This is a genomic window from Kitasatospora sp. NPDC059673, assembly GCF_042734215.1.
Taxonomy (GTDB): Bacteria; Actinomycetota; Actinomycetes; order Streptomycetales; family Streptomycetaceae; genus Kitasatospora.
This window is the reverse complement of the sequence record NZ_JBHWEN010000029.1, coordinates 1-24716: the sequence shown is the minus strand read 5'-3', so window position 1 is coordinate 24716 and position 24716 is coordinate 1. Positions and strand designations below refer to the sequence as shown.

Below are 24716 nucleotides of genomic sequence, written 5' to 3'. Positions count from 1 at the left end.
TCGCTCCCCCCTGGTACCCCCCTGGTCCCCCCTGGCGAAGGCCTGTCCCCCCGGGGCGTCAGCGCCCCCGCAGCCCCCCGGCTGCGGGAACGCTTTGACGCTTCCCCGGCGCTGAGGAAGACTCTGCCAGGCCGCGATTGACGTTCGATAAACGTCGGCGGCTGCACGGTTGACGGGGTATTTGGGCTGGTCAGGGGCGTGGTGCGAGGGTGGCGGGCGGCGCACGAGTTGGCTGGCGTGCTCCCTTGCGGGCGACGGTGTGCTTCCGGCGGCGGGCGATAATCGCCCAACGGCGCACGAGTTGGCCGGAAACGGACTCCACAGTGCGGTGATCGCGTTTATTCTCATAGGCCAGGGTCGGGAGTGGTGTGCGGACCACGACGGGTGGGGCAGGACGCGCGCGGGAGAGGTGCCCAGATCACGTGACGGACGAACAGACCGAAGTCCCCGCCGACGCCGAGCGGGCGTCCGCCGGGGAGGGCCGCCGGGCCGAACGGGCCGGCCAGGCCGCCGCCTTCGATGCGATGGGGGCGCGGTACCAGGAGGTGTTTCCGGCCAGGTCGGGCCAGTTGACCTGTGCCGGGTGGCTGGTGGAGCAGCTTCCGGCCGGGGCCCTGGTGCTGGACGTGGGCTGCGGCGCGGGTGAGCCGACCGCGCGTCAGCTGGCGGACGGCGGGCTGCGGGTGATCGGCGTGGACCTCTCGGCGGGCATGCTGGAGCAGGCCCGCAAGGCGGCGCCGGAGGCGGTGTTCCACCGGTTCGACGTCATCGATCTGGCCACCGGGAACGCCGAAGCGCTCTGGGGCGTGCCCGAGTTGGGGCCGGCCGGGGCGGGGACGCTGGACGGTGCAGCGGCGTTCTTCTCCTTGCTGATGCTGCCTCGCCCGGAGATCGCCGAGGCGCTCGGCCGGATCCGTGAACTGCTGCGCCCGGGCGGCCTGTTGGCGCTGGGCATGGTGGAGGCGGACCTGGACGACGTGCCGCTGCCGTTCCTGGACCAGCAGATCCGGGTCAGCGGCTATCCGCGGGAGGAGCTGACCGGCCTGCTGGAGCGGTCCGGTTTCGCCGTGGAGGCGGTGGACAGCCAGTCCTACGCCCCGGCCGGGTCCGCGCTGCCGCCCGAGACCCAGCTGTACCTGCGCTGTCGGCGCACCGGCTGACCGGGAGTCAGCCGCCGCCTTCGACGTCCTCCACATCTGCACAGAATCGGGCAGCCCGTGCGCGACCAACTGGAGCCCCTGGCGGGGCAGCAGCCCGCCGTCCCCGTCCAGCGGCATCCGCCGCCCGACGGGCTGCCCCGGCTTGCCGAGCGCCTGGCGTACCTGGACGGTGCGGCCCGGCGGATCAACAGTTCGCTCGACCTGACGGCCACCCTGCGCAACCTGGGCCGGGTGCTGGTGCCCGAGATCGCGGACGCCCTGGTGGTGCTGGTCCGCGACCCGCTGCCGGACGTCGAGCGCGACCTCGGGCGTCCGCGCGCGCTGCGGGTGCTGCACACCAGCGGGACGAAGCTGGGCCGGCGCGGCGGGCTGCGTCCGGTGCCGCCCGGCAGCGCGCTGGAGCGTGCCCTGGAGCGGCGCGCCCCGCACGGCCCGACGGTGCTGGACGAGCGGCGCGGCGGCCTGCCCGCCGAGCTGCTCGGTGCCCGGGCGCTGGGCCGGCTGCCGGCCGGGACGGCGCTGCTGGCGCTGCCACTGCACGGGCGGCAGGCCGCGCTCGGCATGCTGCTGCTGATCCGGCGCCCCGCCGCGGACGGGCAGCCGGTGTCGTTCGACCCGGCGGACACCGCGACGGCCGCGCACCTGGCGACCCACGCGGGCCTGGCCGTGGACACCGCGCTGCGCTACACCCGCGAGTGGGAGATCGCCGACGAGTTGCAGCGCTCGATGCTGCCCGCGCACCTGCCGCAACCGCACGGCGTGCGCCTGGCGCACCGTTACCTGCCGGGCGAGCGCGGGGCGCAGGTCGGCGGCGACTGGTACGACTCGATCCCGCTGCCGGGCAACCGGGTGGCGCTGATCGTCGGCGACGTGATGGGCCACTCGCTGACCTCGGCCGCCGTGATGGGCCAGCTGCGCACCTCCGCACAGACCCTGGCGGGCCTGGACCTGCCGCCGCACGAGGTGCTGTACCACCTCGACGAGCAGGCCCAACGCCTGGGCCGCGAGCACCACTTGGCGACCTGCGTGTACGCGGTGTACGACCCGATCGCGGGCCGGGTGGTGATCGCCAACGCCGGACACGTGCCACCGGTGCTGGTCGGCCCGGACGGCACCAGTGAGCTGCTGGACCTGCCACCGGGCGCGCCGATCGGCGTCGGCGGGGTGGACTTCACCTCGGTGGAGCTGGCCGCCCCGCCCGGTTCCTCGCTGCTGCTGTTCACCGACGGCCTGGTGGAGACCCGCCGCCGCCCGCTGGGCACCGGACTCGAACTGCTGCGGGCCCGGCTGGAGGGGGCGCACCGGCTCAGCCCCGAGCAGCTGTGCCAGGAGGCGCTGCGGATCCTGCCACCGGGCGACCGGGCCGACGACATCGCGCTGCTGGCCGCCGCGTTCGACGGAATCCCGGCCTCCGACGTCGCCTACTGGTACCTCCAGCCGCGACACGAGACGCCGGGCCGGGCGCGCCGGCTGGCCGGGCACGCGCTGCACAACTGGGGCCTGGACCATCTGCGGGAGAACTGCGAGCTGATGGTCAGCGAGCTGGTCACCAACGCGATCCGGCACGCCACCCGCCCGGTGACGCTCCGCCTGGTGCGCACCTCGCGGCTGCGCTGCGAGGTCGGCGACGACTCGGCGGCGCTGCCCCGCACCCGCCGGGCCGGGCCCGACGAGGAGCGCGGGCGCGGCCTCCAGATAGTCGCCCGGTGCGCGGACCGCTGGGGTGCGACCCGGCTGGGGGCGGGCAAGGTGGTCTGGTTCGAGCAACGGCTGTGACCTGCGGTCGGCCTGCGGCAGCGGGCAGGGCACGGACGCCGGTCACCACGCCCGGCCGGCCACCGGGCGGCGAGAGCCTGCCTGCGGCGGAAGACCGGCCGAGGTGGGCAGCGCTGCCCCGAGCGGCCGCCGGACGGTGAGAGCCCGGCCGGTGGCGGCGGGCCGGTCGAAGACACCGGGCACCACCACCGGGCGAACGCGCCGACGCGCCGGTCACCATCCTGAACCGGCCACCGGGCGGCGAACCCCTCGCCTGCGGCAGCAAGCCGGCCGAGGTGGGCAGCGCTGCCCCGAGCGGCCGCCGGACGGTGAGAGCCCGGCCGGTGGCGGCGGGCCGGTCGAAGACACCAACCACCCCCGGGCGAACGCGCCGACGCGCCGGTCACCATCCTGAACCGGCCACCGGGCGGCGAGAGCCCGCCTGCGGCAGCAGACCGGCCGGACGGTGAGACCCCGGCCTGCGGCGGCGGGCCGGTCGAAACACCAATCACCACCCCGGGCGAACGCGCCGACGCGCCGGTCACCGTCCCGAACCGACCACCGGGCGGCGAACCCCTCGCCTGCGGCAGCAGACCGGCCGAGACACGCAGCGCTGCCCCCGACCGGCCGTCAGGCGGCGAACCTCGGGTCGGCGGCGGCCAGTTGGTCGAGGGCGGCGAGGACGTCGGGGCCGAGCACGGCGAGTGCCAGCGGGCGGCTGCGGCGCAGGCCGAGGACGGTGCGCAGCACGTCGGCGTGGTGGATCTCGCGCAGCGCCGCCACGTACTCCTCGGCCGCGGCCTGGTCGGCGGCCCGCCAGGTCAGCAGCAGCGCTTTGACCACGGCGAACATCAGCCGTCGGCCGCGCACCAGTTCGGGCCGCTCGTTGAGGCCGAACACCTCGATGGTGGCCTCGCCGCGGGCGGTCAGCGGGTCGTAGGCGCCGGAGTCCAGGTAGAGCCGCAGGTGGTCGGCCGGGTCCTCGCGGCACGGGTCGACCAGCAGGGCCTCGCCGGTGCCCGGGTCGCGCGGGAAGCGGTCGCGTTTGCGGTTGCTGTTGCAGTGCGCGCACGCCAGCAGGTGGTTCTGCCAGTCGAAGGTGCGCAGTGGTGCCTGGGCGATCGGCTCGAAGTGGTCGATGTCGGTGCCCAGGTTGTCCCCGCAGTACATGCAGCGTTCCAGTCCGGGTGCCATCTGCCGCAGCATCAGCCGTAGTTGGGCCTTGGGGCGGACGGCTTTGCGCCACGCCGCACGGCCGGACGCGGTGCTGGGGCCCGCCGCCCGGATCCCGGCGGTGGCCCGGTCGAGGTCGGCGGCCAGCCGCGGTTGCAGGGCGGGCCGCTGGAGCGGGATCACTGGCCCCGGCCGAGCAGCCGCGCGGTGACCTCGTCGACCCGGGCGGTCAGCGAGCTGTTCAGCTTCGCCCCGAGTTCCCGGTATTCGGCGAGTTCCGCGTCGGTGGCCCGGCCCGCGTACATCTTGCGTTCCAGCCGTACCAGCAGTCGGCGTTCGGCCTCGGCGGCCGGCGAGTAGGCGCTCGGCAGTCCGAACAGCTCCGACAGGACGGTGTCCTCGCCGCTGCCGTACAGCACCCGCTGGCGCAGGTCCTCGTCCAGCCGGTGCGGCGCGAACTCCTCGTGGGGGCCGGGCAGGCGGATCAGCGCGCCCGGGTCGGCGGCCTGGCAGACGTACGGGCTGTGGGTGGCGACCAGGAACTGGGTGCGCGGGAAGTGCTCGGTCAGCCAGGTGCCGATCCGTTGCTGCCACACCGGGTGCAGGTGGCGGTCCACGTCGTCGATCAGCACCGGGCCGGGGTGCGGGGTGTGCGCGAGGAGGCCGGCCAGGCGGGCCAACGCCGCGACGCCGTCGCCGAGTTCGTCCAGCGGCAGCTCCAGCGCGCCGTGCGCCACGTACTGCCGCTCCGGGTCGCTGAGCCGCCAGCCAGGGGGCAGCACCTCGGCCACCAGTTCGGCGTCCAGCGGGGTGGCGGCACGGCTCTCGGTGTGCTCCACGAAGCGTGCCTGCGGCGGGCCCTGCCGCTGACCGACCCGCCAGCGGGGCGCGGGTTCGGCCTCCACCCAGCCGTCGCCCCACAGCGCCACCGGGCCGCCGGGCAGCGCCCCGAGCGCCATCGCGACAGCTCGCAGCAGGGTGCTCTTCCCGCTCCCGTTCGGGCCCGCCACGACGTTCCATCCCGGCCCCGGGGGGAGCGTCAGATCCACCTCGCGCGCCCCGTCGAAGCACTTCACGCCGGAAATCCTGATCCGTGACACGTACACCCGGCCACCCCCTGCCTCGTTCCCACCACCTCGGTTATGCCCACGGCTGGTGGTTGCCCATGCACCGGCCCGCCCAGGGGCCCCGTCAGGGCGCGATGCGCACCGGCAGGTCCCGGAGGGCGTCGCGGAGGGCGGCGGCGAAGCGGTCGTACTCGGCGGTGCGGGCGGAGCCGGGGCGGTGGGCGAGGCCGATGCGGCGGCCGGGGGTGGGGGAGGCGAAGCGGACGCTGGCGAGGCGGTCGGTGCGGCCGGTCTCGACATCGAGTGCGGTGGCGGGGAGCAGGGTGACGCCGAGGCCGCCGGCCACCAGCTGGACGAGGGTGGAGAGTCCGGCGGCGCGGGTGCTCCCGCCGGACACGTCCGCGCCGACCTCGCGGCAGATGTCGAGGGCCTGGTCGCGCAGGCAGTGGCCTTCCTCGAGCAGCAGCACGTCGAGGTCGAGCAGCACGTCGCGCGGGACGTCGCGCTGCCCGGCGAGTTCGTGTTCGGGCGGCACGATCAGCACGAAGTCCTCGTCGAACAGCGGGATTTCGGCCACCGGTGCGCTCCCGCCGGCGGGCAGGGCGAGCAGCAGGAGGTCGAGGCGTCCGGCGGCGAGGCCGTCCAGCAGGGAGGGGGTGCGTTCCTCGTGGACGTGCAGTTCGAGGTCGGGGTAGGCGTCGCGGACGAGTCGCAGCACGGTCGGCAGCAGGTAGGGCGCGACGGTGGGGATCACACCGAGGTGCAGCGGCCCGGTGAACGGCCGGCGGGCGGCCTCGACCTCCTCGGTGAGGGCGTGCAACGCGGACAGCACCTGCCGGGCGTGGACGGCGACCCGTTCCCCGAGCGGGGTGATCATGACGCGCCGGGTGGTGCGTTCGACCAGTTGTGCGCCGAGGGTCTCCTCCAGTGCGGCGACGGCGCCGGACAGTGCGGGCTGGCTGGTGCCGATCGCGGCGGCGGCCTCCCGGAAGTGCAGGTGTTCGGCGACGGCGGCGAAGGCCCGCAGCTGGGAGATGGTGGGGGTGCGTTGCGTAGGGTGCTTCACGACTGCGCTTCCTGCGTGGGTCCGATGCTGCCACCAGTGTGCCTCACTGATCGGAATTGCCTATCAGGCAAAGCAGCAGATCCGATTTCACTGATCAGTAGCCCTTGTGCGACGCTGGACAAGTCCGCAATTCGGACAACCCTCATCTCAACCCCTGGAGAAGCGACGTGCTGACGATCGGTGACAAGTTCCCCGAGTTCGAACTCAACGCCTGCGTGGACCTCGACGCCGCGAACGCCTTCGCCGAGATCAACCACAAGTCCTACGAGGGCAAGTGGAAGGTCGTGTTCTTCTGGCCGATGGACTTCACCTTCGTCTGCCCGACCGAGATCGCCGCGTTCGGCAAGCTGAACGAGGAGTTCGCCGACCGTGACGCCCAGGTCCTCGGCGTGTCCGGTGACTCGGAGTACGTCCACCACGCCTGGCGCAAGGACCACAAGGACCTGCGCGACCTGCCCTTCCCGATGCTGGCCGACGTCAAGCACGACCTGATGCGCGCCTGCGGCGTCGAGGGCGCGGACGGCACCGCCCAGCGCGCGGTGTTCATCGTGGACCCGAACAACGAGATCCAGTTCGTCATGGTGACCGCCGGCTCCGTCGGCCGTAACCCCAAGGAGGTCCTGCGGGTGCTGGACGCCCTGCAGACCGACGAGCTGTGCCCGTGCAACTGGAACAAGGGCGAGGACACCCTCGACGCCCAGGCCCTGCTGGCCGGCTGACCCCGATGGCTCTCGACGAACTCAAGGCAGCCCTGCCGGACTACGCCAAGGATCTGAAGCTCAACCTGGGTTCGGTCATCGGCAACTCGGACCTGCCGGAGCAGCAGCTCTGGGGCACCGTGCTGGCCTGCGCGATGGCGACCGGTTCGCCGGCCGTGCTGCGCGAGCTGGAGCCGGAGGCCAAGTCGCACCTGTCGCCCGAGGCCTACCAGGCCGCCAAGGGTGCCGCCGCGATCATGGCGATGAACAACGTCTACTACCGGACGCTGCACCTGCTCTCCGACAAGGAGTACGGGACGATGCGGGCCGGTCTGCGGATGAACATCATCGGCAACCCCGGCGTCGACAAGGTCGACTTCGAGCTGTGGTGCTTCGCGGTCTCCGCGATCAACGGCTGCGGCCAGTGCCTCGACTCGCACGAGGGCGTGCTGCGCAAGGCCGGCGTCGAGCGCGAGGTCATCCAGGCCTCCGTGAAAGTCGCCGCCACCGTCCAGGCCGTCGCCTCGGTGCTGGACGCCGAAGCGCAGCTGGCGTAACAACGCGCAACGAACAACGGAAAGGTCCGTCCGCGGAGGAAATCCCCTCCCCGGGCGGACCTTTCCGCATGCCCGCTACTGCTTGCGGGCCGCCGCTATCGCCTGGAAGACCTCCTGCCCGGCCGCGTTGCGCTGCCGCAGGTGCCCGGTGACGGTGTTGGTCACCGCGATCAGCGGAACCGCCACGATCGCACCGGCGATGCCGCCGACGATCGAGCCAGCGGCGACGCCGAGCACCACGGCCAGCGGGTGGACCCGCACGGCCCGGCCGAGGATCAGCGGCTGCAGGATGTGGCCCTCCAGCTGCTGGACGGCGACCAGCACGACCAGCGCCATCAGCGCCTTGAACGGTCCGACGGTGACCAGCGCGATCAGCACCGCGATGGTGCCGGTGACCAGCGCGCCGACCAGCGGCACGAACGCGCCCAGGAAGATGATCACCGCGAGCGGCATCGCCATCGGCACCCCGAGCAACTGGAGCCCGATCCCGATGCACAGCGCGTCGATGAAGGCGACGGTGACGGTGCCGCGGACGTACGCGGTCAGCGTGGCCCAGGCCTTGGGTCCGGCGCCGGCCATCGCGTAGCGGGAGTGGCGGGGCAGGCCGCGCAGGGTCCAGGTCCAGATCCGGGCGCCGTCGTAGAGCAGGAAGAAGACGGTGAAGGCGGCCAGCGCGATGCCGGTGAGCAGTTCGACGGCGATGCTGACGCCGGTGAAACCGGCCGAGGTCAGCTGGTCGGAGTTCTTGCCGATGGACGTGGTGATCTGGTTGGTGAAGTTGTCCAGCTGGTCCTGGGTCAGGTGGAACGGGCCGTTGAGCAGCCAGTCCCGCAGCTGCCGGACACCGTCCTGCGCCTTGACGGTGACCCGGTCGAGGTTGGTGGACACCTGCCAGAACACGAACCAGCCGACCAGGCCGATGCCCGCCAGACCGGACAGGAAGGTACCGGCCGCGGCCACCGAGCGCGGGACGCCGTGCCGGCGCAGCCAGGAGACGGTGGGCTCCAGCAGCGCGGCGATCAGCACCGCGGCGAGGGCCGAGAAGGCGACCAGCCGCAGCGTGTCGATGACCCGGAAGACCACGTAGAGGGCGACGCCGATCAGCAGCAGCCGCCAGGTGGACTCGGCGGCGACCCGCAGCGTCCACGGCACCGCGTCCGCCGGGGTGGCGGGCCGGCCGAGCGGGGGCGCGCCGACCTGGTGTTCGGCGCTGCGCGGGGCGGGGACGGTCGGGTCGGCCGCCGGTTCCGGGGATGCGACGGCAAGGGCCCGGCTGTCGGCCGATGCGGCGTCGTGCTCGGCGAGTTGGCGGGCGCTCTGCTCGACGGTGCGGCGGGCGGCCCGCTCGGCGGCGAGTTCGACGGCCTGCTCGGTGGCGAGGGCCTGCGCCTCGGCGGTGATGGCCGCACGGCGGCGGCGTTCGGCGGCCGCGAACAGGCCGGCCGCCAGTGCCCCTATTTTGGCGACGCCGCGCCAGCGGCCGCCGTTCGTCTCTTCCGTCACTGCCCCGGTCTCCCCCGCGTTCGTCTGCTGCGCGGCCGCGGGTCGCGCGGCCGTCGGCGAGAAACGCTACCGGTCGGCGGGGCCCCGGGTCTCGGGGGTAACACGACCGGTTCCAGGAGGTTCCGGGCAAATCATCACCAATCTGCCCGTTTCGTCCGGCCGAAGGTGGGAAGGGGCCTCAACGGACCTTCTGTCGGCGGACCGGTCGGGAGTGGTGGAACCAGGACCCGCTCCGCTCCCCCGCGTCCGCACCGAGCCGTCGCCGCCCGCAGCGCACTGGTCAGCGCCGCCCGGGCGGCACGGCCCGCCAGAGGCCGCTGTCTCGCGGCAGCACGAAGGGCCCCGTTCTCGGCCGTGCGAGAAACGGGGCCCTTCGGTACGACTTCGAGCCGGTACCGGGCTGTCGGCCTAGTACCAGTGGTGCGACTGCCAGAACGACCAGGCGCCACAGGGGCTGCCGTAGCGGCTGTTCATGTAGTTGAGGCCCCACTTGATCTGGGTGGCGGGGTTGGTGCGCCAGTCCGCGCCGGCCGAGGCCATCTTGGAGCCCGGCAGCGCCTGGACCAGGCCGTAGGCACCGGAGGAGGCGTTGGTGGCGGTGTAGTCCCAGCCGCTCTCGCGCTTGACGATCTGGCTGAAGCACTGGAACTGGTTGGCGTCGCCGACGATCTGCAGCGCCATGTCCTGGACCGAGCCGGGGCTGACGGTGGCGAGTGCGCTGCGGGCGGAGGCGCGGTTGGCCTCCTCCTTCGCCCGCTTCTCCTCGGCCGCCTTGGCGGCCTTCTCCGCGTCGGCCTTCGCCTGGGCGTCGGCGGCGGCCTTCTGCCGGGCGGCCTCTTCCGCGGCCTTCTTGGCGGCGGCGTCGGCGGAGACCTGCTGGGCGTTGGCCTGGCGGCTGATGCCGTCGCTGACGTTCTGGGCCTGTGCACCGGTGGGCGCGTCGGCGAGCAGGGTGGCGCTCGCGACGTCGACCGTCTGGACGGTCTTGCCCTCACTGCCAGAGGCCGCACCTACGACAGCACCGACGGCGGTCACCGCGGTGGCGGAGGCGACAGCGACTCCCCGGACCGAGATCCGAGTCACATGGTTTCCTTCCAGCGTCGCCCGGCGTGTGACCTCCGGGCGCAACATGCCCCTGGTCACTGGCCTCCGTCGAGCTCTGGTCACGGGAGGCGCTGGCTCGGCCGTCCCCCCGGGCGAGCCCGGAGCGGCGGTGGAATCGAGCGGCGTACGGCCTTACGGTGTTCAGTTTTCCGCCCGCCGACCGAAGTTGCCGGGCGAGGAAGGGCCGTACGCGGGGCCTGACAGAACCCTCACCATGCCGCACGCGACGGTGTCTACGCAATTCCCTGTGCCGTGGCGGATCTCACAAACTTCGCCACCTGGGCGTTTGGCGGACGAACGATCGAGGGGGCGTCAACAGGGCTGACAGCGAAGGGGCCTGACGGTAAGCGTCAGACCCCTTTGCCCCGGTGTGTCCGGTTATGCCTACGGCTGGATGTCCTCCAGCATCTCGGTCACCAGTGCGGCGATCGGCGAACGCTCCGAACGCGTGAGCGTGACATGGGCGAACAGCGGATGGCCCTTCAACTTCTCCACCACCGCGACCACTCCGTCGTACCGACCGACCCGCAGGTTGTCCCGCTGGGCGACGTCATGGGTGAGCACCACGCGGGAGTTCTGGCCGATCCGGGAGAGCACCGTGAGCAGCACGTTCCGCTCCAGGGACTGCGCCTCGTCCACGATCACGAAGGCGTCGTGCAGCGAGCGCCCGCGGATGTGGGTGAGCGGCAGCACCTCCAACATGCCGCGGGAGATGACCTCTTCGATCACGTCCTGGGTGGTGACGGCGGAGAGGGTGTCGAACACCGCCTGCGCCCAGGGGCCCATCTTCTCGGCCTCGCTGCCGGGCAGGTAGCCGAGTTCCTGGCCGCCGACCGCGTACAGCGGGCGGAACACCATCACCTTGCGGTGCTGGCGGCGCTCCAGGACGGCCTCCAGGCCGGCGCACAGGGCGAGCGCGGACTTGCCGGTGCCGGCCCGGCCGCCCATCGAGATGATCCCGATCTCCGGGTCGAGCAGCAGGTCGAGGGCGATCCGCTGCTCGGCGCTGCGGCCACGCAGGCCGAACGCCTCGCGGTCGCCGCGGACCAGCCGCACCCGGCCGTCGGGGGCCACCCGGCCCAGCGCGCGGCCGCGCTCGGAGTGCAGCACCAGGCCGGTGTGGACCGGGAGTTGCTCGGCGCCCTCGACGGAGAGGGCGTGCTCCTGGCCGGCGAACAACTCGTCCACCTGGTCGGCGGGGACGTGCAGTTCGGTCATGCCCGTCCAGCCGGAGGTGATCGCCAGCTCGGCCCGGTACTCCTCGGCCAGCAGCCCGACCGAGCTCGCCTTGATCCGCAGCGGCAGGTCCTTGGAGACCACGGTGACGTCGTAGCCCTCGGCCTGCAGGTTGCGGGCGACCGCGAGGATCCGGGTGTCCGCCTCGCCGCCGCCGGCCCGGTAGCCGGCCGGCAGGATCGACAGGTCGGAGTGGTTCAGCTCGACCCGGATGGTGCCGCCCAACTCGCCCACCGGGATCGGCTCGTCGAGCCGGCCGTGGCGGATCCGGTAGTCGTCCAGCAGGCGCAGCGCCTGGCGGGCGAAGTAGCCGAGCTCCGGATGGTGCCGCTTGGCCTCCAACTCGGTCACCACGACCACCGGGAGGACCACCTCGTGCTCCTCGAAGCGCGTCATGGCGAGAGGGTCGGCCAGGAGCACGCTGGTGTCGAGGACGTACGTGCGCCGGTCTGGTGTCCGGCGGCTCTTGGTACTGACCACTAGCCCTCCAGAGCGGGTGACCCGACGTCACCCGCGGCCCACCGGTCCCCGCGGCCCCGCTGGCCGGGGGGACGGTCTGAGGGGAGTCTTCCCAGGCGAGGAGGCCCGCATTCGCGCCTGGACGAACGGCGGGATCACAACGGGTGAACGTTTTCCCGCAGGGCGGCCGGGTATGGGAACCGACCGGCCGTCAACGCCTCGCACAACAGATGAGCACCGCCCCGCAGGGCGGCACGGGTATGAGGAACCGACCGGCCGCCCGGGCGAACTGGCAGGGCGTCAGCGCCCCATCCGCCGGTTGCGCAGTTGGTAGTCGCGCAGCGCCCGCAGGAAGTCGACCTTGCGGAAGGCCGGCCAGTAGGCCTCGCAGAAGTAGAACTCGCTGTGCGCGGACTGCCAGAGCAGGAAGCCGGACAGCCGCTGTTCGCCGGAGGTGCGGATCACCAGGTCGGGGTCGGGCTGGCCCTTGGTGTAGAGGTGCTCGGCGATGTGCTCGACGTCGAGGATTTCGGCCAGTTCCTCGATCGAGGTGCCGCGGCCGGCGTGCTCCTGGAGCAGCGAGCGGACGGCGTCGGCGATTTCCTGCCGGCCGCCGTAGCCGATGGCGACGTTGACGGTCAGTCCGTCGATGTGCGCGGTCTGCTGCTCGGCGCGCTTGAGCACCTCGGCGGTGGGGGCGGGCAGCAGGTCGAGCGCGCCGACCGGGTGGACCTTCCAGCGGCCGGCGTCGACCAGGCCCTGGACGGCGTCCTCGATGATGCCGAGCAGCGGGACGAGTTCCTCGGCGGGGCGGGCCAGGTTGTCGGTGGAGAGCATCCACAGGGTGACCACCCGGACGTCGGTCTCCTCGCACCAGCCCAGGAACTCGCTGATCTTGTCGGCGCCGCGCTGGTGGCCGTAGGCGGTGGTGCCGCCGGTGGCCTTGGCCCAGCGCCGGTTGCCGTCCAGGATCACGCCGATGTGGTGCGGGGTGTTGGCCAGGTGCACCTCGACCCGGCGGCCGTACAGCCGGTAGGCCCGGTCCAGCAGGGTACGCAGCCCCGGCGTGCGCTCGACCACATCGCGCAGACCCATCGTGAACGGCCCCTCCGTGCTGATTGCTCCGGGTGCGAAATCCCTGCGGCAGCCTACTCCGCCAGGCATTACGGACGTAAAACCGCAGGTACCGGTCTTGTCACAGTGCGCGTCCGGGGCCGGATACGGAACGGTCTCCGAATCCTTAAACGGTCCCTAAACCGGATTCCGGGTCTTGACGCTTGCCATTGGTCTAGTCCAGCGTGTGGTCAGCACCACAGCGGACCCACCCCCACAGCGGAGCCGCCGCGCCCCCCACCGCGGCGGCTCTCCCTTCCCCCGCCACGTCTGCTCTCCCCCCACTCCCCCACCCCCTCTCCTGCACTGGAGCCTGTCATGGCCCGTACCCTGCAGCAGCCGTCCCACCGGCGCCGCAACACCTTCCCGGCGGTGCTGGCCACCGCGACCGCGCTGGCCCTGGCCGGCACCGGCCTGGCCCTGTCGGCCGGCGGCGCGAACGCCGCGGTCGGCAACCTGGTGACCAACGGCGGCTTCGACTCCGGCCTGTCCGGCTGGACCTGCACCGGCAACGCCACCGCGGTCTCCACCCCGGTCCACTCCGGCACCGGCGCGCTGGCCGCCACCCCGGGCGCCGGCGACACCGCGGAGTGCACCCAGACCGTCTCGGTGCTCCCCAACACCGCCTACTCGCTGAACGCTTGGGTCCAGGGCTCGTACGTCTACCTGGGCGCCCGCGGCACCGGCGGCACCGACCCGTCCACCTGGTCGGCGCAGAGCAGCTGGAACCAGCTGAACACCGGCTTCACCACCGGCGCCAACACCACCAGCGTCACGCTGTACATCCACGGCTGGTACGGCCAGCCCACCTACTACGCGGACGACATCCAGCTGATCGGCCCGGGCGGCACCGCCTCCCCGTCGCCGTCCGCCAGCTCGGTCTCCCCGAAGCCGTCCACCTCCGCCTCCGCCTCGCAGAGCGCCTCGCCCTCCGCCTCGGCCTCGCCCTCGCGGAGCGCCTCGCCGTCGGCGTCCAGCTCGCCCGGCCCGTCCGGCTCGGCGACCACCCCGCCGCCGAACACCGGCCTGCCCAAGCACCTGCTGACCGGCTACTGGCAGAACTTCGACAACGGCTCGACCGTGCAGAAGCTGCGTGACGTGCAGTCCGCGTACGACATCATCGCGGTCTCCTTCGCCGACGCGACCACCACCCAGGGCGCGATCTCCTTCACCCTGGACCCGGCGCTGGCCACCAAGCTCGGCGGCTACACCGACGCCGACTTCAAGGCCGACATCGCCGCCAAGCACGCGGCCGGCAAGAAGGTCGTGCTCTCCGTCGGCGGCCAGAACGGCGCGATCTCGGTGGGCAGTTCGGCCGCCGCGACCGCGTTCTCCGACTCGGCCCACCAGCTGATCCAGCAGTACGGCTTCGACGGCATCGACGTCGATCTGGAGAACGGCGTCAACGCCACCTACCTGGCGCAGGCGCTGCACACCCTGCAGGCCAGGGTCGGCTCCGGCTTCGTGCTGACCATGGCCCCCGAGACCATCGGGATGTACTCCACCGCCGGTGCGTACTTCCAGCTGGCGCTGGCCACCAAGGACATCCTGACCGTCGTCAACACCCAGTTCTACAACTCCGGTGGCATGAACGGCTGCGACGGCAAGGTCTACACCCAGGGCACCGTCGACTTCATCACCGCGCAGGTCTGCACCCACATCCAGGGCGGTCTGCGGCCCGACCAGGTCGGCATCGGCGTCCCGGCCTCCAGCAGGGCGGCGGGCGGCGGCTACGTCAACTCCACCGTGGTCAACAACGCGCTGGACTGCCTGGCCACCGGCAACCACTGCGGCAGCTTCGTCCCGCCGGCCAAGTGGCCGACCATTCGCGGTGCGATGACCTGGTCCACCAACTGGGACGCCAACAACGGCAACGACTTCTCCACCAACGTCGGCGCCTTCGTCCGCAGCATGCCGTGACTCTCCGCCGGTGCACCGCTCCTTGAGGGTGGGGCAGGTGCACACCAGGGGCCCGTCGTACCACTGGGGGTACGACGGGCCCCGCCCATGTCAGCGGGTGGTGACCACCACGGCCACCAGGGTGCCCAGCAGCATCGCCGGGCCGAAGGCCAGTTCGGTGCGGCGGCCGGCCCGGCGCAGCACCAGCAGGGCGACCGCCCACAGCGCGGCGATCACCCACATGTAAAGGAGACCGGCGTAGAACGCCCGCCAGCCGGCCAGTCCGAGCACCGCGCCGAGCGAGGGCGCGAGTTTGACGTCGCCCAGGCCCATCGGCGCGAACAGCGCCAGCAGCAGGAACAGGCCCCCGAGGGCGCCCGCCGCGAGCGCGCAGCGCAGCCACACCTGCGGGCGGTGGTCGGCGAGCGGGACCAGCAGGGCCGTGCCCGCCAGCAGCGGCAGGGTCAGGGCGTCCGGCAGCCGCTTCACCGCGGCGTCCACGAACCCCAGCGCCACACCGAACAGCGCCACCCACACCAGCAGCGGCAGCCACCGTCCCGGCAGGTACGCGGCCAGCGCGGCGCCGACCGCCCCGGCCGTCAACTCCACGGCCAGCGGCGGCGGTCCGGCCCGCTCGCCGCAGCGCACGCAACGGCCCAGCGGCGTCACCGCGCAGGCCCGCCACGGCTCGCCGCCCGGCACCGCGTACCGGACCACCGCCGACCGCAGCGGCACCCCCACCAGCAGACCCAGCACCGCTCCCAGCGCTGTCAGCATCCGACGCCTCCCCTGACGGCCCGCCGTGACCCTACCGCCGCACCACCGTTCGCCCGTCCGTGTCCAGGTGGCGAACACCACGCGGGGATGGGCCCGGCGCGCCCGTAAAGTAAGCGGGCATGCAGGTCATCCAGTCCAGCAAACTCGCCAATGTCTGCTACGACATTCGCGGCCCGGTGCTCGACGAGGCGATGCGGCTGGAGGAGCAGGGCCACCGCATCCTCAAGCTCAACACCGGCAACCCGGCCGCGTTCGGCTTCGAAGCCCCGCCCGAGATCCTCCAGGACATCCTCCGCAACCTGTCCTCCGCGCACGGCTACGGCGACTCCAAGGGCCTGCTGTCGGCCCGCCGCGCCGTGGTCATGCACTACGAGGACCGCGGCCTGCACGGCCTGTCCGTCGAGGACGTCTACCTGGGCAACGGCGTCTCCGAGCTGATCCAGCTCGCCATGACCGCCCTGCTCGACGACGGCGACGAGGTTCTCGTCCCCGCCCCCGACTACCCGCTGTGGACGGCCTCGGTCTCGCTGGCCGGGGGCACCGCCGTCCACTACCGGTGCGACGAACAGGCCGAGTGGTACCCCGACCTGGCCGACATCGCCGCGAAGATCACCGACCGCACCCGGGCGATCGTCGTGATCAACCCCAACAACCCCACCGGCGCGGTCTACCCGCGCGAGCTGCTGGAAGGGATCGTCGAACTCGCCCGGCAGCACCGGCTGGTGGTGTACGCGGACGAGATCTACGACAAGATCCTCTACGACGGCGTGGAGCACGTCCCGCTCGCCACCCTCGCCCCGGACCTGTTCTGCGTCACCTTCAACGGCATGTCCAAGTCCTACCGGGTGGCCGGCTTCCGCAGCGGCTGGATGGTGCTCTCCGGCGACCGGCAGCGCGCCCGTTCCTACATCGAGGGCCTCAACGTGCTCGCCTCGATGCGCCTGTGCGCCAACATGCCCGCCCAGCACGCCGTCGCCGCGGCCCTCGGCGGACGCCAGTCCATCCGCGAGCTGATCCTGCCCGGCGGCCGGCTGCTCGCCTCGCGCGACGCGGCGTACCGGCTGCTCAACGAGATCCCCGGCGTCTCCTGCGTGAAGCCGAAGGGCGCGCTGTACGCGTTCCCGCGGCTCGACCCGCAGGTGTACAAGATCAAGGACGACGCGCAGATGGTCCTCGACCTGCTGCGCGCGGAGCGGATCCTGATCGTCCAGGGCACCGGCTTCAACTGGCCCGACCCCGACCACTTCCGCCTGGTCACCCTCCCCCATCCGGCGGACATCACGGACGCGGTCACCCGCATCGGCGACTTCCTGTCGGGCTACGTGCAGCCCTGAAGCGGGAGACCACGAACAGCAAGGTCCGGCCGAAGACGGAAGTCCCGTCCTCGTCCGGACCTTGCTGAAGCGCTCGGTGCTAGCGCGGCGTCACTCGCCCAGACGCTTGACCAGGGCCTGGTACTCGTCCCACAGCGCCTTCGGCGTGTGCTCGCCGAACATCTCCAGGTGGGCCGGGACCAGCGCGGCCTCCTGCTTCCAGATCTCGTTGTCGACCGAGAACAGCAGCTCCTGGTCGGCGGCCGGGATCTCCAGCCCGTCGAGGTCGAAGCTCTCGACCGTCGGCAGCACGCCGATCGGGGTCTCGACGCCCTCCGCGGTGCCTTCGAGACGCTCGACGATCCACTTCAGGACGCGGCTGTTCTCGCCGTAGCCGGGCCACACGAACTTGCCTTCGGCGTTCTTGCGGAACCAGTTGACGTAGTAGATCTTCGGCAGCTTGGTGGCGTCGGCCTCGGCGCCGACCTTCAGCCAGTGCGCGAAGTAGTCGCCCATGTTGTAGCCGCAGAACGGCAGCATCGCGAACGGGTCGCGGCGCAGCTCGCCGACGGTGCCCTCGGCGGCAGCCGTCTTCTCGGAGGCGATGTTGGCGCCGAGGAAGACGCCGTGCTGCCAGTCGAAGGACTCGGTGACCAGCGGGACGGCGGTGGCGCGGCGGCCGCCGAACAGGATCGCCGAGATCGGGACGCCGGCCGGGTCCTCCCACTCGGGGGCGATGGTCGGGCACTGCGCGGCCGGGACGGCGAACCGGGAGTTCGGGTGGGCGGCGGGGGTCTCGGACTCGGGGGTCCAGTCGTTGCCGCGCCAGTCGGTGAGGTGGGCGGGGGCGTCCTTGGTGAGGCCCTCCCACCACACGTCGCCGTCGTCGGTGAGGGCGACGTTGGTGAAGACGGTGTTGCCCCAGAGGGTCTTGATGGCGTTGGCGTTGGTGTCCTCGCCGGTGCCGGGGGCGACGCCGAAGAAGCCGGCCTCGGGGTTGATGGCGTAGAGCCGGCCGTCGGCGCCGAAGCGCATCCAGGCGATGTCGTCGCCGATGGTCTCGACCTTCCAGCCCGGGATGGTGGGCTGGAGCATGGCGAGGTTGGTCTTGCCGCAGGCGGACGGGAACGCGGCGGTGACGTACTTCGCCTCGCCGGACGGCGGGGTGAGCTTGAGGACGAGCATGTGCTCGGCCAGCCAGCCCTCGTCGCGGGCCATGGTGGAGGCGATGCGCAGCGCGTAGCACTTCTTGCCGAGCAGGGCGTTGCCGCCGTAGCCGGAGCCGAAGGACCAGATCTCCTTGGTCTCCGGGAAGTGCGAGATGTACTTGGTGGTGTTGCACGGCCAGGCGACGTCCGCCTCGCCCTCGGCGAGCGGGGCGCCGACGGTGTGCACGGCCTTGACGAACTCGCCGTCCTCGCCGAGCTGGTCGAGCACGGCCTGGCCCATGCGGGTCATCACGCGCATCGAGACGGCGACGTAGGCGGAGTCGGTGATCTCGACGCCGTACGCGGCCAGCGGGGAGCCGACGGGGCCCATGGAGAACGGCACCACGTACATGGTGCGGCCCTTCATCGCGCCGCGGAACAGGCCGTTCTCACCCGAGAAGACCTCCCGCATCTCGGCGGGGGCCTTCCAGTGGTTGGTCGGGCCGGCGTCCTCTTCCTTCTCCGAGCAGATGAAGGTGCGGTCCTCGACGCGGGCGACGTCGGACGGGTCGGAGGCCGCGTAGTAGGAGTTGGGGCGCTTGGTCTCGTCGAGCTTGGTGAAGGTGCCCTGGGCGACGAGCTGCTCGGCGAGGCGGTGGTACTCCTCCTCGGAGCCGTCGCACCACACCACGCGGTCGGGCTGGGTGAGCTCGGCAATCTCGTTGACCCATGCCACCAGGCGCTGGTGGCGGGTGGGCGCGGACTCGGTGAGCGCAGAGATCTGAGGCGACACGATCGCTCCGTTTCACACCATCTCGGCCAGGAGACGGCGTCGCGGGGGTTGAGGGTCCTTACACGGTAGACCCGCCGACCCGCCCCTCCTTTGTCGAAATGGCGTCATTGACGAGATCTTTACTACATAGTGTCTGAATCGGTGGCCCCGGATCGCCCTCCGAGGGGCCCGTTCGACCCTCGATGACATCCTCCGAACACTCCAGAACGTCTAAAAGTGAGGATCGCCACTTTCCTACGCGCCGGTAACCTACGGTTCCGTAAGATGCTGTCCATGACCGCGGAAGCCCTCGATCTCGCAAAGCCCAAGTGGCGCGGCTGGCTGCACGCCGGCATGTTCCCGGCCTCGCTGGCCGCCGGAATCGTGTTGATCTGCCTGGCCGGGTCGACGGCGGCGCGGATCGCCTGCGCCGTCTACTCGGTGAGTGCCTGGCTGCTGTTCGGGGTGAGCGCGGTGTACCACCGCTTCACCTGGGGACCGCGCGGCGAGGCGGTGCTGCGCCGGCTGGACCACGCCAACATCTTTCTGATCATCGCCGGGACGTACACCCCGTTCACCATGCTGCTGCTGGACGGCGCGCGGCAGCAGGTGCTGCTGTGGCTGGTGTGGGGCGGCGCGCTGGCGGGAATAGCGTTCCGGGTGTTCTGGGTCGGCGCCCCGCGCTGGCTGTACACCCCGTGCTACGTGGCGCTCGGCTGGGCGGCGGTGTTCTTCCTGCCGGACTTCCTGCACAAGGGCGGCGCGGCCGTCCTGACCCTGATCGTGGTCGGCGGCGCGCTCTACACCATCGGCGGGGTGATCTACGGCCTCAAGCGCCCGAACCCGTCACCGCGCTGGTTCGGCTTCCACGAGGTGTTCCACGCCTTCACCCTCGGCGCGTTCATCGTGCAGTACGTGGGGGTCTCGCTGGTGGCGTACACCGCCGCCGGCTGATCCCGGCAGAAACGATCCCCCCACAGCACGTCAGTACCGCACCGGCTGGGCCACCCTCGCCTCCAGCCGCTCCCGGGCCCGACGGCAGCGCTCGCAGTGCGCCGCGTCGGGCCCTTCGCCTGCCGTCCGCTGGTGGGCCCGGCCGCGGAAGCGGTACGCGACCCAGGCCATCACGGCCAGCACCTCGACCGCCGAGACCACCCAGACCAGGCGGGCTCCGCCGATCAAGTATCCGGCTATGACGGCCAGCGCGGCCAGCACACCGACCACGCCGCTCCAGAACCCGGTCGCTCCGTACTCCATTGGCAAACCTCCCACCGCCCGACAGGCCATCTGACGAGTCGTCAGAGAACTCCCCACCTACAGTGACACGTTCGGCACGCAGCGCGGGCGAACGGGGGATCAACAGCGCGTCAATTCCAGAAGTGGGAATCCCGCAGCGTGGGCTTCGGTTGACACTCGGCATCTTTTGAGAGCTACTCTCATTTGAGAGATGCCATCAGATGGAGATCCGTCATGCCTGCTCCGCACCCCCGTCGCTGGATCGCACTGACCGCGGTCGCACTCAGCGTGCTCGTCATCGGCTTCGACACCACCGTGCTGAACGTCGCCCTGCCCGACCTGGCCCGGCAGCTGGACGCCGGCACCGGGCAGCAGCAGTGGATCGTCGACGCCTACACGGTGGTGTTCGCCGCCGCCCTGCTCCCGGCCGGCCTGCTCGGCGACCGGTTCGGCCGCCGCCGCACCCTGGTGACCGGCCTCGCGCTGTTCGGCGCGGCCTCCGTGATCGGCACCCTGGCCGGCGGGCCCGCCACGCTGATCGCGGCCCGCGCCGCGATGGGCCTGGCCGCCGCGTTCGTGATGCCGATGTCGATGGCGGTGATCCCCGCCGTCTTCCCACCCGCCGAACAGCGCCGCGCCACCGCGCTGCTGACCACCATGACCGCGATCGGCGTGCCGCTCGGGCCGATCATCGGCGGGCTGCTGCTGCGCGGCTACTGGTGGGGCTCGATCTTCCTGATCAACGTGCCGCTGGTGGTGCTCGGCGTGCTGGCCTGCCTGCTGCTGCTCCCCGAGTCCGCCGACCCGGCCGCACCCCGGATCGACCTGCGCTCCGCGGGCCTCGCGGCGGGCGGCCTGGCCGCGCTCACCTGGGGCATCATCGAGGGCGCCGAACGCGGCTGGGGCGACGCCCTGGTGCTCACCGCGCTGCTCGGCGCGGCCGGCGCGCTGACCGCGCTGGTGCTGCGCAGCAAGCAGCAGGACCACCCGATGCTCGACCTGCGGCTGCTCGCCGAGCCGGTGTTCCGCTGGTGCGCGATCGCCGTCACCCTGGTCTCGGTCGCGCTGTTCGGCGGGTTCTTCGTGCTGCCCGCCTACTTCCAGAGCGTGCTGGGCACCGACGCGCTCGGCAGCGGCCTGCGGCTGATGCCGATGATGGGCGGCCTGCTGGTCGCCGCCCGGCTCGGCGAACGCCTGGTGCGCCGCTTCGCCCCGCGCGGCGTGATCGCGGCCGGGCTGGCGCTGACCGCCCTCGCCCTGCTGCTCGGCAGCCGCACCGCGCCGGGCGACGGCTACGGGTGGACGGCGCTGTGGCTGCCGCTGTTCGGCGCCGGGCTCGGCCTGGTGCTGATCACCGCCACCGCCTCCGCGATGCTCCTGCTGCCGCCCGCCAAGGCCGGGGTCGGCTCCGGCCTGGTGCAGACGCTCCGCCAGGTCGGCGGCGCGGTCGGCGTCGCCGTGTTCGGCAGCCTGCTGGCGGCGGGCTACCGCTCGGCGCTGCACCTCCCGCCGCTCCCCGGGGACGCCGCGCACCGGGTCCGCGGTTCGGTGATCGCCGCCGACGCGGTCGCCGAGCGGCTGGGCGATCCGGCGCTCGCCGCGTCCGCGCACAGCGCGTACGTGCACGGCATGGGCCTGGTGATGCTGGCCGCCGGGATCCTCGCGGCGCTGTCCGCCGTACTGGTCGCGGCCCGGATGCCGGGCGGCGGCGACCCCGTGGCCACGGACACCGCCGAGCTGCGGCCGCTGGCCGGGGCGGTCGGCGATCCCGGAGAATCGTCCGCATGAGCACTCCGCGCAGCGCCCGGCCCCGCCCGTCCGACGCGTCCTCCGGTTCGTTGGAGGAGCTGGTCGAAGCCCCGATGTCGCTGCGCGAACGCAAGAAGCTGAAAACCCGCCAGACCCTGCGCCGGGAGGCCTTCCGGCTGTTCGCGGAGCAGGGCTGGGAGGCCACCACCGTCGACCAGATCGCGGCCGCCGCGGAGGTCTCCCCGGCCACCTTCTTCCGGTACTTCCCGACCAAGGAGGACCTGGTCCTCAGCGACGAGTACGACCCGCTGATGGCGGCCGCGATCCGGGCCCGGCCGGCGGACGAGCCGTTCCTCACCTCCGCCCGGGAGGTGCTGGTCGGGCTGATCCGCCGGATCGCCGAGCAGGAACGCGCCGAGCTGTACGAGCGGATGCGGCTGACCGCCTCCGTCCCGGCCCTGCGGACCCGGATGCTCGACGGCACCGGTCAGCCGAGCAGGATGCTGCTCGACCTGCTCACCGAACGGGCCGGCCTGGACGCCCCCACCCTCGAACTGCGGATCACCGCCGCCGCGATCGCCGCCGCGCTCACCGAGACCTCGCTGTACTGGGCCGACCACCAGGGCCAGGACGACCTCGCCGACCTGCTCGACCGGGCGCTGCGGCACCTTCAGGAGCTCGGCCGGCGCTGACCCGGGGGCCGAGCCTCTGAAGGTGCTCGGCCGGCGCTGACCCGGGGGCCGGTCAGTTCACCAGCACCAGCTTGCCGGTGGTGCGGCCGGTGTCGCCCAGCGCGTGCGCCTTCGCCGCTTCCTCCAGCGGGAACGTTTCGGCGATCTCGGCGCGCAGCAGGCCACGTTCGGCCAGGTCCGCGATCGCGGCCAGGCCGGCGTGGTCTGCCTCCACCAGCATCATCGCGGTGCGCACGCCGAGCCGCTCGGCCTCCTCGGCCAGCCCCTCGAAGGGGACGGGCAGGATCGACACCAGCAGGCCGCCCGGGCGCAGGGTGCGCAGCGAGCGCAGCTGGTACTCGCCGCCGATGGTGTCCAGCACCACGTCGATGTCGCGGACTGCCTCGGCGAAGTCGGTGCTCCGGTAGTCGACCGGCTCGTCCACGCCGATGCCACGCAGGAAGTCGTGCTTGGCGGCGCCGGCGGTGCCGATCACGTACGCGCCGCGGGACTTGGCGATCTGCACGGCGAGGTGTCCGACGCCGCCGGCCGCGGCGTGCACCAGCACCCGGTCGCCGGCCTTCACCTGCGCGGTGTCCACCAGCGCCTGCCAGGCGGTCAGCGCGGCCAGCGGCAGCGCGCCGGCCTGGACGGGGTCGATAGCGGCGGGCCGGTGCGCGAACGCCCGGGCGGGGCCGGTCACGTAGTCGGCGTGGGCGCCGGCGCCGTGCGGGTAGGGCAGCATGCCGAAGACCTCGTCGCCGGGCTTGAACAGGGTGACGCCGAAGCCGACCGCCTCCACGGTGCCGGCCACGTCCCAGCCGAGCACGAACGGGGGCTCGCCAAGGAACAGGCCGCCGGCCCGGTGCTTCCAGTCCGTCGGGTTCAGGCCGGCCGCCCGGACCTTCACCAGGATCTCGCTCAACCCGGGCTCCGGGCGCGGGAGTTCCACCACCGTGAGGACTTCGGGGCCGCCCAGGGCGTGCTGGCTGATCGCTCGCATCGTGTTCGTCGTCATGTCTCCAGCCTGGCCCGCCCGGGGCGCCCGCGGCAGTGGCATGATGGTCACTGTCCGATGGGATCCTGCCAGGAGGGTGGAAGCGTGCCCAAGCCCGCGAAGACGTCGCCGCACCGGATCGCGGTGCTCGCCCTGGAGGGCGTGTACCCCTTCGAACTCGGCATCCCCCGGCGGGTGTTCGCCGCCGCCGGGGACAGCTACGAGCTGGCCACCTGCACCGTTGACGGCCAACCGGTGCGCTCGGACGCCGACTTCACCATCACCGTCGCGCACGGCCCGGAGATCCTCCGCACGGCCGACAGCGTGGTCATCCCGCCCTTCGACCTCGCCCGCGCCACCGGCGAACTCGACCCCGCCGTGGCCGGGGCGCTGGCGCTGATCCGGCCCGGCACCCGGCTGATCTCGATCTGCACCGGCGCCTTCGTACTCGCCGCCGCCGGCCTGCTCGACGGCCGGCCAGCCACCACCCACTGGGCGCTCGCCGACCGGTTCCGCGAGCTCTTCCCCAAGGTGCGGCTCGACCCGGACGTGCTGTTCGTCGACGACGGCGACGTCCTCACCTCGGCCGGCGCCGCCTCCGGCGTCGACCTGTGCCTGCACGTGCTCCGCAACGACCACGGCGCGGCCCTCGCCAACCACGCCGCCCGGCTGGCCGTCGTCCCGCCGTGGCGCGACGGCGGCCAGGCCCAGTACATCGAGCAGCCCGTCCCGGCGGCCGGCGCCACCGGCACCGCCGCCACCCGCGAGTGGGCGCTGGCCCGGCTGCACCTGCCGCTGACCCTCGCCGAACTGGCCGGGCACGCCGCCATGAGCACCCGCACCTTCGCCCGCCGCTTCCACGACGAGACGGGCCAGAGCCCCGGCCGCTGGCTCACCCAGCAGCGCCTCGCCCTGGCCCGTCACCTGCTCGAAGCCACCGACCTGACGGTCGACCAGATCGCCGGCCGGGTCGGCTTCGCCAACGCGGTGTCGCTGCGTCAGCACCTGCACTCGGCCATCGGCGTCTCACCACTCGCCTACCGTCGCACCTTCGCGGGGCGGGCCTTCGCCGGGACGCCCTAGGCCCGGGCCCTGCCCGTCCACTGCGACCGCTGCACGGTGCGCGCACCGGTGGGCCGAGGGGGACTGGGAGGGACAGCCCGCTAGTTGTATTGACCACAAGCGTTGTTGACGGTGCAGGGCTTGATCAAAGTGAAGACCTCCGGTGTGGTGGAGGTGTCTAGGCTCCACACCACACACGGA

Annotated in this window: 21 protein-coding genes; 10 read left to right on the top strand and 11 right to left on the bottom strand. The window is 72.3% G+C overall.

All coding sequences use genetic code 11. The features are described from left to right. The first annotated feature begins 422 nt into the window (after positions 1 to 422). Both ACFV18_RS27575 and ACFV18_RS27570 read left to right on the top strand, forming a co-directional pair. On the top strand, positions 423 to 1160 hold the full coding sequence (locus tag ACFV18_RS27575; protein ID WP_380487714.1) for a class I SAM-dependent methyltransferase: 738 nt from the start codon (positions 423 to 425) through the stop codon (positions 1158 to 1160). Between the two features lie 57 nt (positions 1161 to 1217). After that, positions 1218 to 2936, top strand: a complete 1719-nt coding sequence (locus ACFV18_RS27570) for a SpoIIE family protein phosphatase (RefSeq protein ID WP_380487712.1) — start codon at positions 1218 to 1220, stop codon at positions 2934 to 2936. A gap of 609 nt (positions 2937 to 3545) precedes the next feature. Here the strand turns inward: ACFV18_RS27570 and ACFV18_RS27565 are convergent. The 3 genes from ACFV18_RS27565 to ACFV18_RS27555 form a co-directional block, all read right to left on the bottom strand. Next, positions 3546 to 4271: an HNH endonuclease gene (locus tag ACFV18_RS27565; RefSeq protein ID WP_380487710.1), complete on the bottom strand. Its 726-nt coding sequence runs from the start codon at positions 4269 to 4271 to the stop codon at positions 3546 to 3548. Further along, positions 4268 to 5188 carry an AAA family ATPase gene (locus ACFV18_RS27560; protein ID WP_380487708.1) on the bottom strand — a complete coding sequence of 307 codons (921 nt, stop codon included), beginning with the start codon at positions 5186 to 5188 and terminating at the stop codon, positions 4268 to 4270. The genes ACFV18_RS27565 and ACFV18_RS27560 overlap by 4 nt, the downstream gene beginning before the upstream one ends. A gap of 91 nt (positions 5189 to 5279) precedes the next feature. Further along, positions 5280 to 6221 (bottom strand): LysR substrate-binding domain-containing protein, encoded by a 942-nt coding sequence (locus ACFV18_RS27555; RefSeq protein WP_380487706.1) that lies wholly within the window; start codon positions 6219 to 6221, stop codon positions 5280 to 5282. A 167-nt stretch (positions 6222 to 6388) separates the two neighbouring features. Between ACFV18_RS27555 and ACFV18_RS27550 the strand changes: the two genes are divergently transcribed. Both ACFV18_RS27550 and ACFV18_RS27545 read left to right on the top strand, forming a co-directional pair. Next, positions 6389 to 6940, top strand: a complete 552-nt coding sequence (locus ACFV18_RS27550; protein WP_380487704.1) for a peroxiredoxin — start codon at positions 6389 to 6391, stop codon at positions 6938 to 6940. 5 nt (positions 6941 to 6945) lie between these two features. Continuing rightward, complete coding sequence (locus ACFV18_RS27545) at positions 6946 to 7476, top strand: alkyl hydroperoxide reductase (protein WP_380487703.1); 531 nt, start codon at positions 6946 to 6948, stop codon at positions 7474 to 7476. A 75-nt stretch (positions 7477 to 7551) separates the two neighbouring features. Here ACFV18_RS27545 and ACFV18_RS27540 read toward each other — a convergent pair whose 3' ends face one another. The 4 genes from ACFV18_RS27540 to ACFV18_RS27525 all read right to left on the bottom strand — a co-directional run bounded on the left by ACFV18_RS27540 (position 7552) and on the right by ACFV18_RS27525 (position 12873). Beyond that, a complete protein-coding gene (locus ACFV18_RS27540; RefSeq protein ID WP_380487701.1) occupies positions 7552 to 8979 on the bottom strand; it encodes an AI-2E family transporter in 1428 nt (475 codons plus the stop codon). A 408-nt stretch (positions 8980 to 9387) separates the two neighbouring features. Beyond that, on the bottom strand, positions 9388 to 10062 hold the full coding sequence (locus tag ACFV18_RS27535) for a transglycosylase SLT domain-containing protein (RefSeq protein WP_380487699.1): 675 nt from the start codon (positions 10060 to 10062) through the stop codon (positions 9388 to 9390). A gap of 405 nt (positions 10063 to 10467) precedes the next feature. Continuing rightward, on the bottom strand, positions 10468 to 11799 hold the full coding sequence (locus ACFV18_RS27530; RefSeq protein WP_380487697.1) for a PhoH family protein: 1332 nt from the start codon (positions 11797 to 11799) through the stop codon (positions 10468 to 10470). 279 nt (positions 11800 to 12078) lie between these two features. After that, a complete protein-coding gene (locus ACFV18_RS27525; protein WP_380487695.1) occupies positions 12079 to 12873 on the bottom strand; it encodes an isoprenyl transferase in 795 nt (264 codons plus the stop codon). A gap of 336 nt (positions 12874 to 13209) precedes the next feature. On the opposite strand from ACFV18_RS27525, the gene ACFV18_RS27520 reads away from it, so the two are divergent. Then, a complete protein-coding gene (locus tag ACFV18_RS27520; protein ID WP_380487693.1) occupies positions 13210 to 14811 on the top strand; it encodes a chitinase in 1602 nt (533 codons plus the stop codon). Between the two features lie 90 nt (positions 14812 to 14901). Here the strand turns inward: ACFV18_RS27520 and ACFV18_RS27515 are convergent, their stop codons facing one another. After that, positions 14902 to 15567, bottom strand: a complete 666-nt coding sequence (locus ACFV18_RS27515) for a prepilin peptidase (RefSeq protein WP_380487691.1) — start codon at positions 15565 to 15567, stop codon at positions 14902 to 14904. Between the two features lie 119 nt (positions 15568 to 15686). Here ACFV18_RS27515 and ACFV18_RS27510 point away from each other — a divergent pair, with 119 nt between their 5' ends. Next, complete coding sequence (locus ACFV18_RS27510) at positions 15687 to 16901, top strand: pyridoxal phosphate-dependent aminotransferase (RefSeq protein ID WP_380487690.1); 1215 nt, start codon at positions 15687 to 15689, stop codon at positions 16899 to 16901. 90 nt (positions 16902 to 16991) lie between these two features. On the opposite strand, the gene ACFV18_RS27505 is transcribed toward ACFV18_RS27510, so the two are convergent. Further along, positions 16992 to 18821, bottom strand: coding sequence for a phosphoenolpyruvate carboxykinase (GTP) (locus ACFV18_RS27505; protein WP_380487688.1), 1830 nt, complete (start codon positions 18819 to 18821; stop codon positions 16992 to 16994). 264 nt (positions 18822 to 19085) lie between these two features. Between ACFV18_RS27505 and ACFV18_RS27500 the strand changes: the two genes are divergently transcribed. Then, on the top strand, positions 19086 to 19754 hold the full coding sequence (locus tag ACFV18_RS27500) for a hemolysin III family protein (RefSeq protein ID WP_380487686.1): 669 nt from the start codon (positions 19086 to 19088) through the stop codon (positions 19752 to 19754). Between the two features lie 30 nt (positions 19755 to 19784). Here the strand turns inward: ACFV18_RS27500 and ACFV18_RS27495 are convergent, their stop codons facing one another. Beyond that, positions 19785 to 20057, bottom strand: a complete 273-nt coding sequence (locus ACFV18_RS27495; RefSeq protein WP_380487684.1) for a hypothetical protein — start codon at positions 20055 to 20057, stop codon at positions 19785 to 19787. A 213-nt stretch (positions 20058 to 20270) separates the two neighbouring features. Between ACFV18_RS27495 and ACFV18_RS27490 the strand changes: the two genes are divergently transcribed. Next, positions 20271 to 21824, top strand: coding sequence for an MFS transporter (locus ACFV18_RS27490; protein ID WP_380487682.1), 1554 nt, complete (start codon positions 20271 to 20273; stop codon positions 21822 to 21824). After that, positions 21821 to 22477 carry a TetR family transcriptional regulator gene (locus tag ACFV18_RS27485; protein ID WP_380487680.1) on the top strand — a complete coding sequence of 219 codons (657 nt, stop codon included), beginning with the start codon at positions 21821 to 21823 and terminating at the stop codon, positions 22475 to 22477. The genes ACFV18_RS27490 and ACFV18_RS27485 overlap by 4 nt, the downstream gene beginning before the upstream one ends. 52 nt (positions 22478 to 22529) lie before the next feature. Here the strand turns inward: ACFV18_RS27485 and ACFV18_RS27480 are convergent, their stop codons facing one another. After that, complete coding sequence (locus ACFV18_RS27480; RefSeq protein WP_380487678.1) at positions 22530 to 23474, bottom strand: NADP-dependent oxidoreductase; 945 nt, start codon at positions 23472 to 23474, stop codon at positions 22530 to 22532. 57 nt (positions 23475 to 23531) lie between these two features. On the opposite strand from ACFV18_RS27480, the gene ACFV18_RS27475 reads away from it, so the two are divergent. Further along, complete coding sequence (locus tag ACFV18_RS27475) at positions 23532 to 24536, top strand: GlxA family transcriptional regulator (protein WP_380487676.1); 1005 nt, start codon at positions 23532 to 23534, stop codon at positions 24534 to 24536. Positions 24537 to 24716 lie beyond the last annotated feature (180 nt).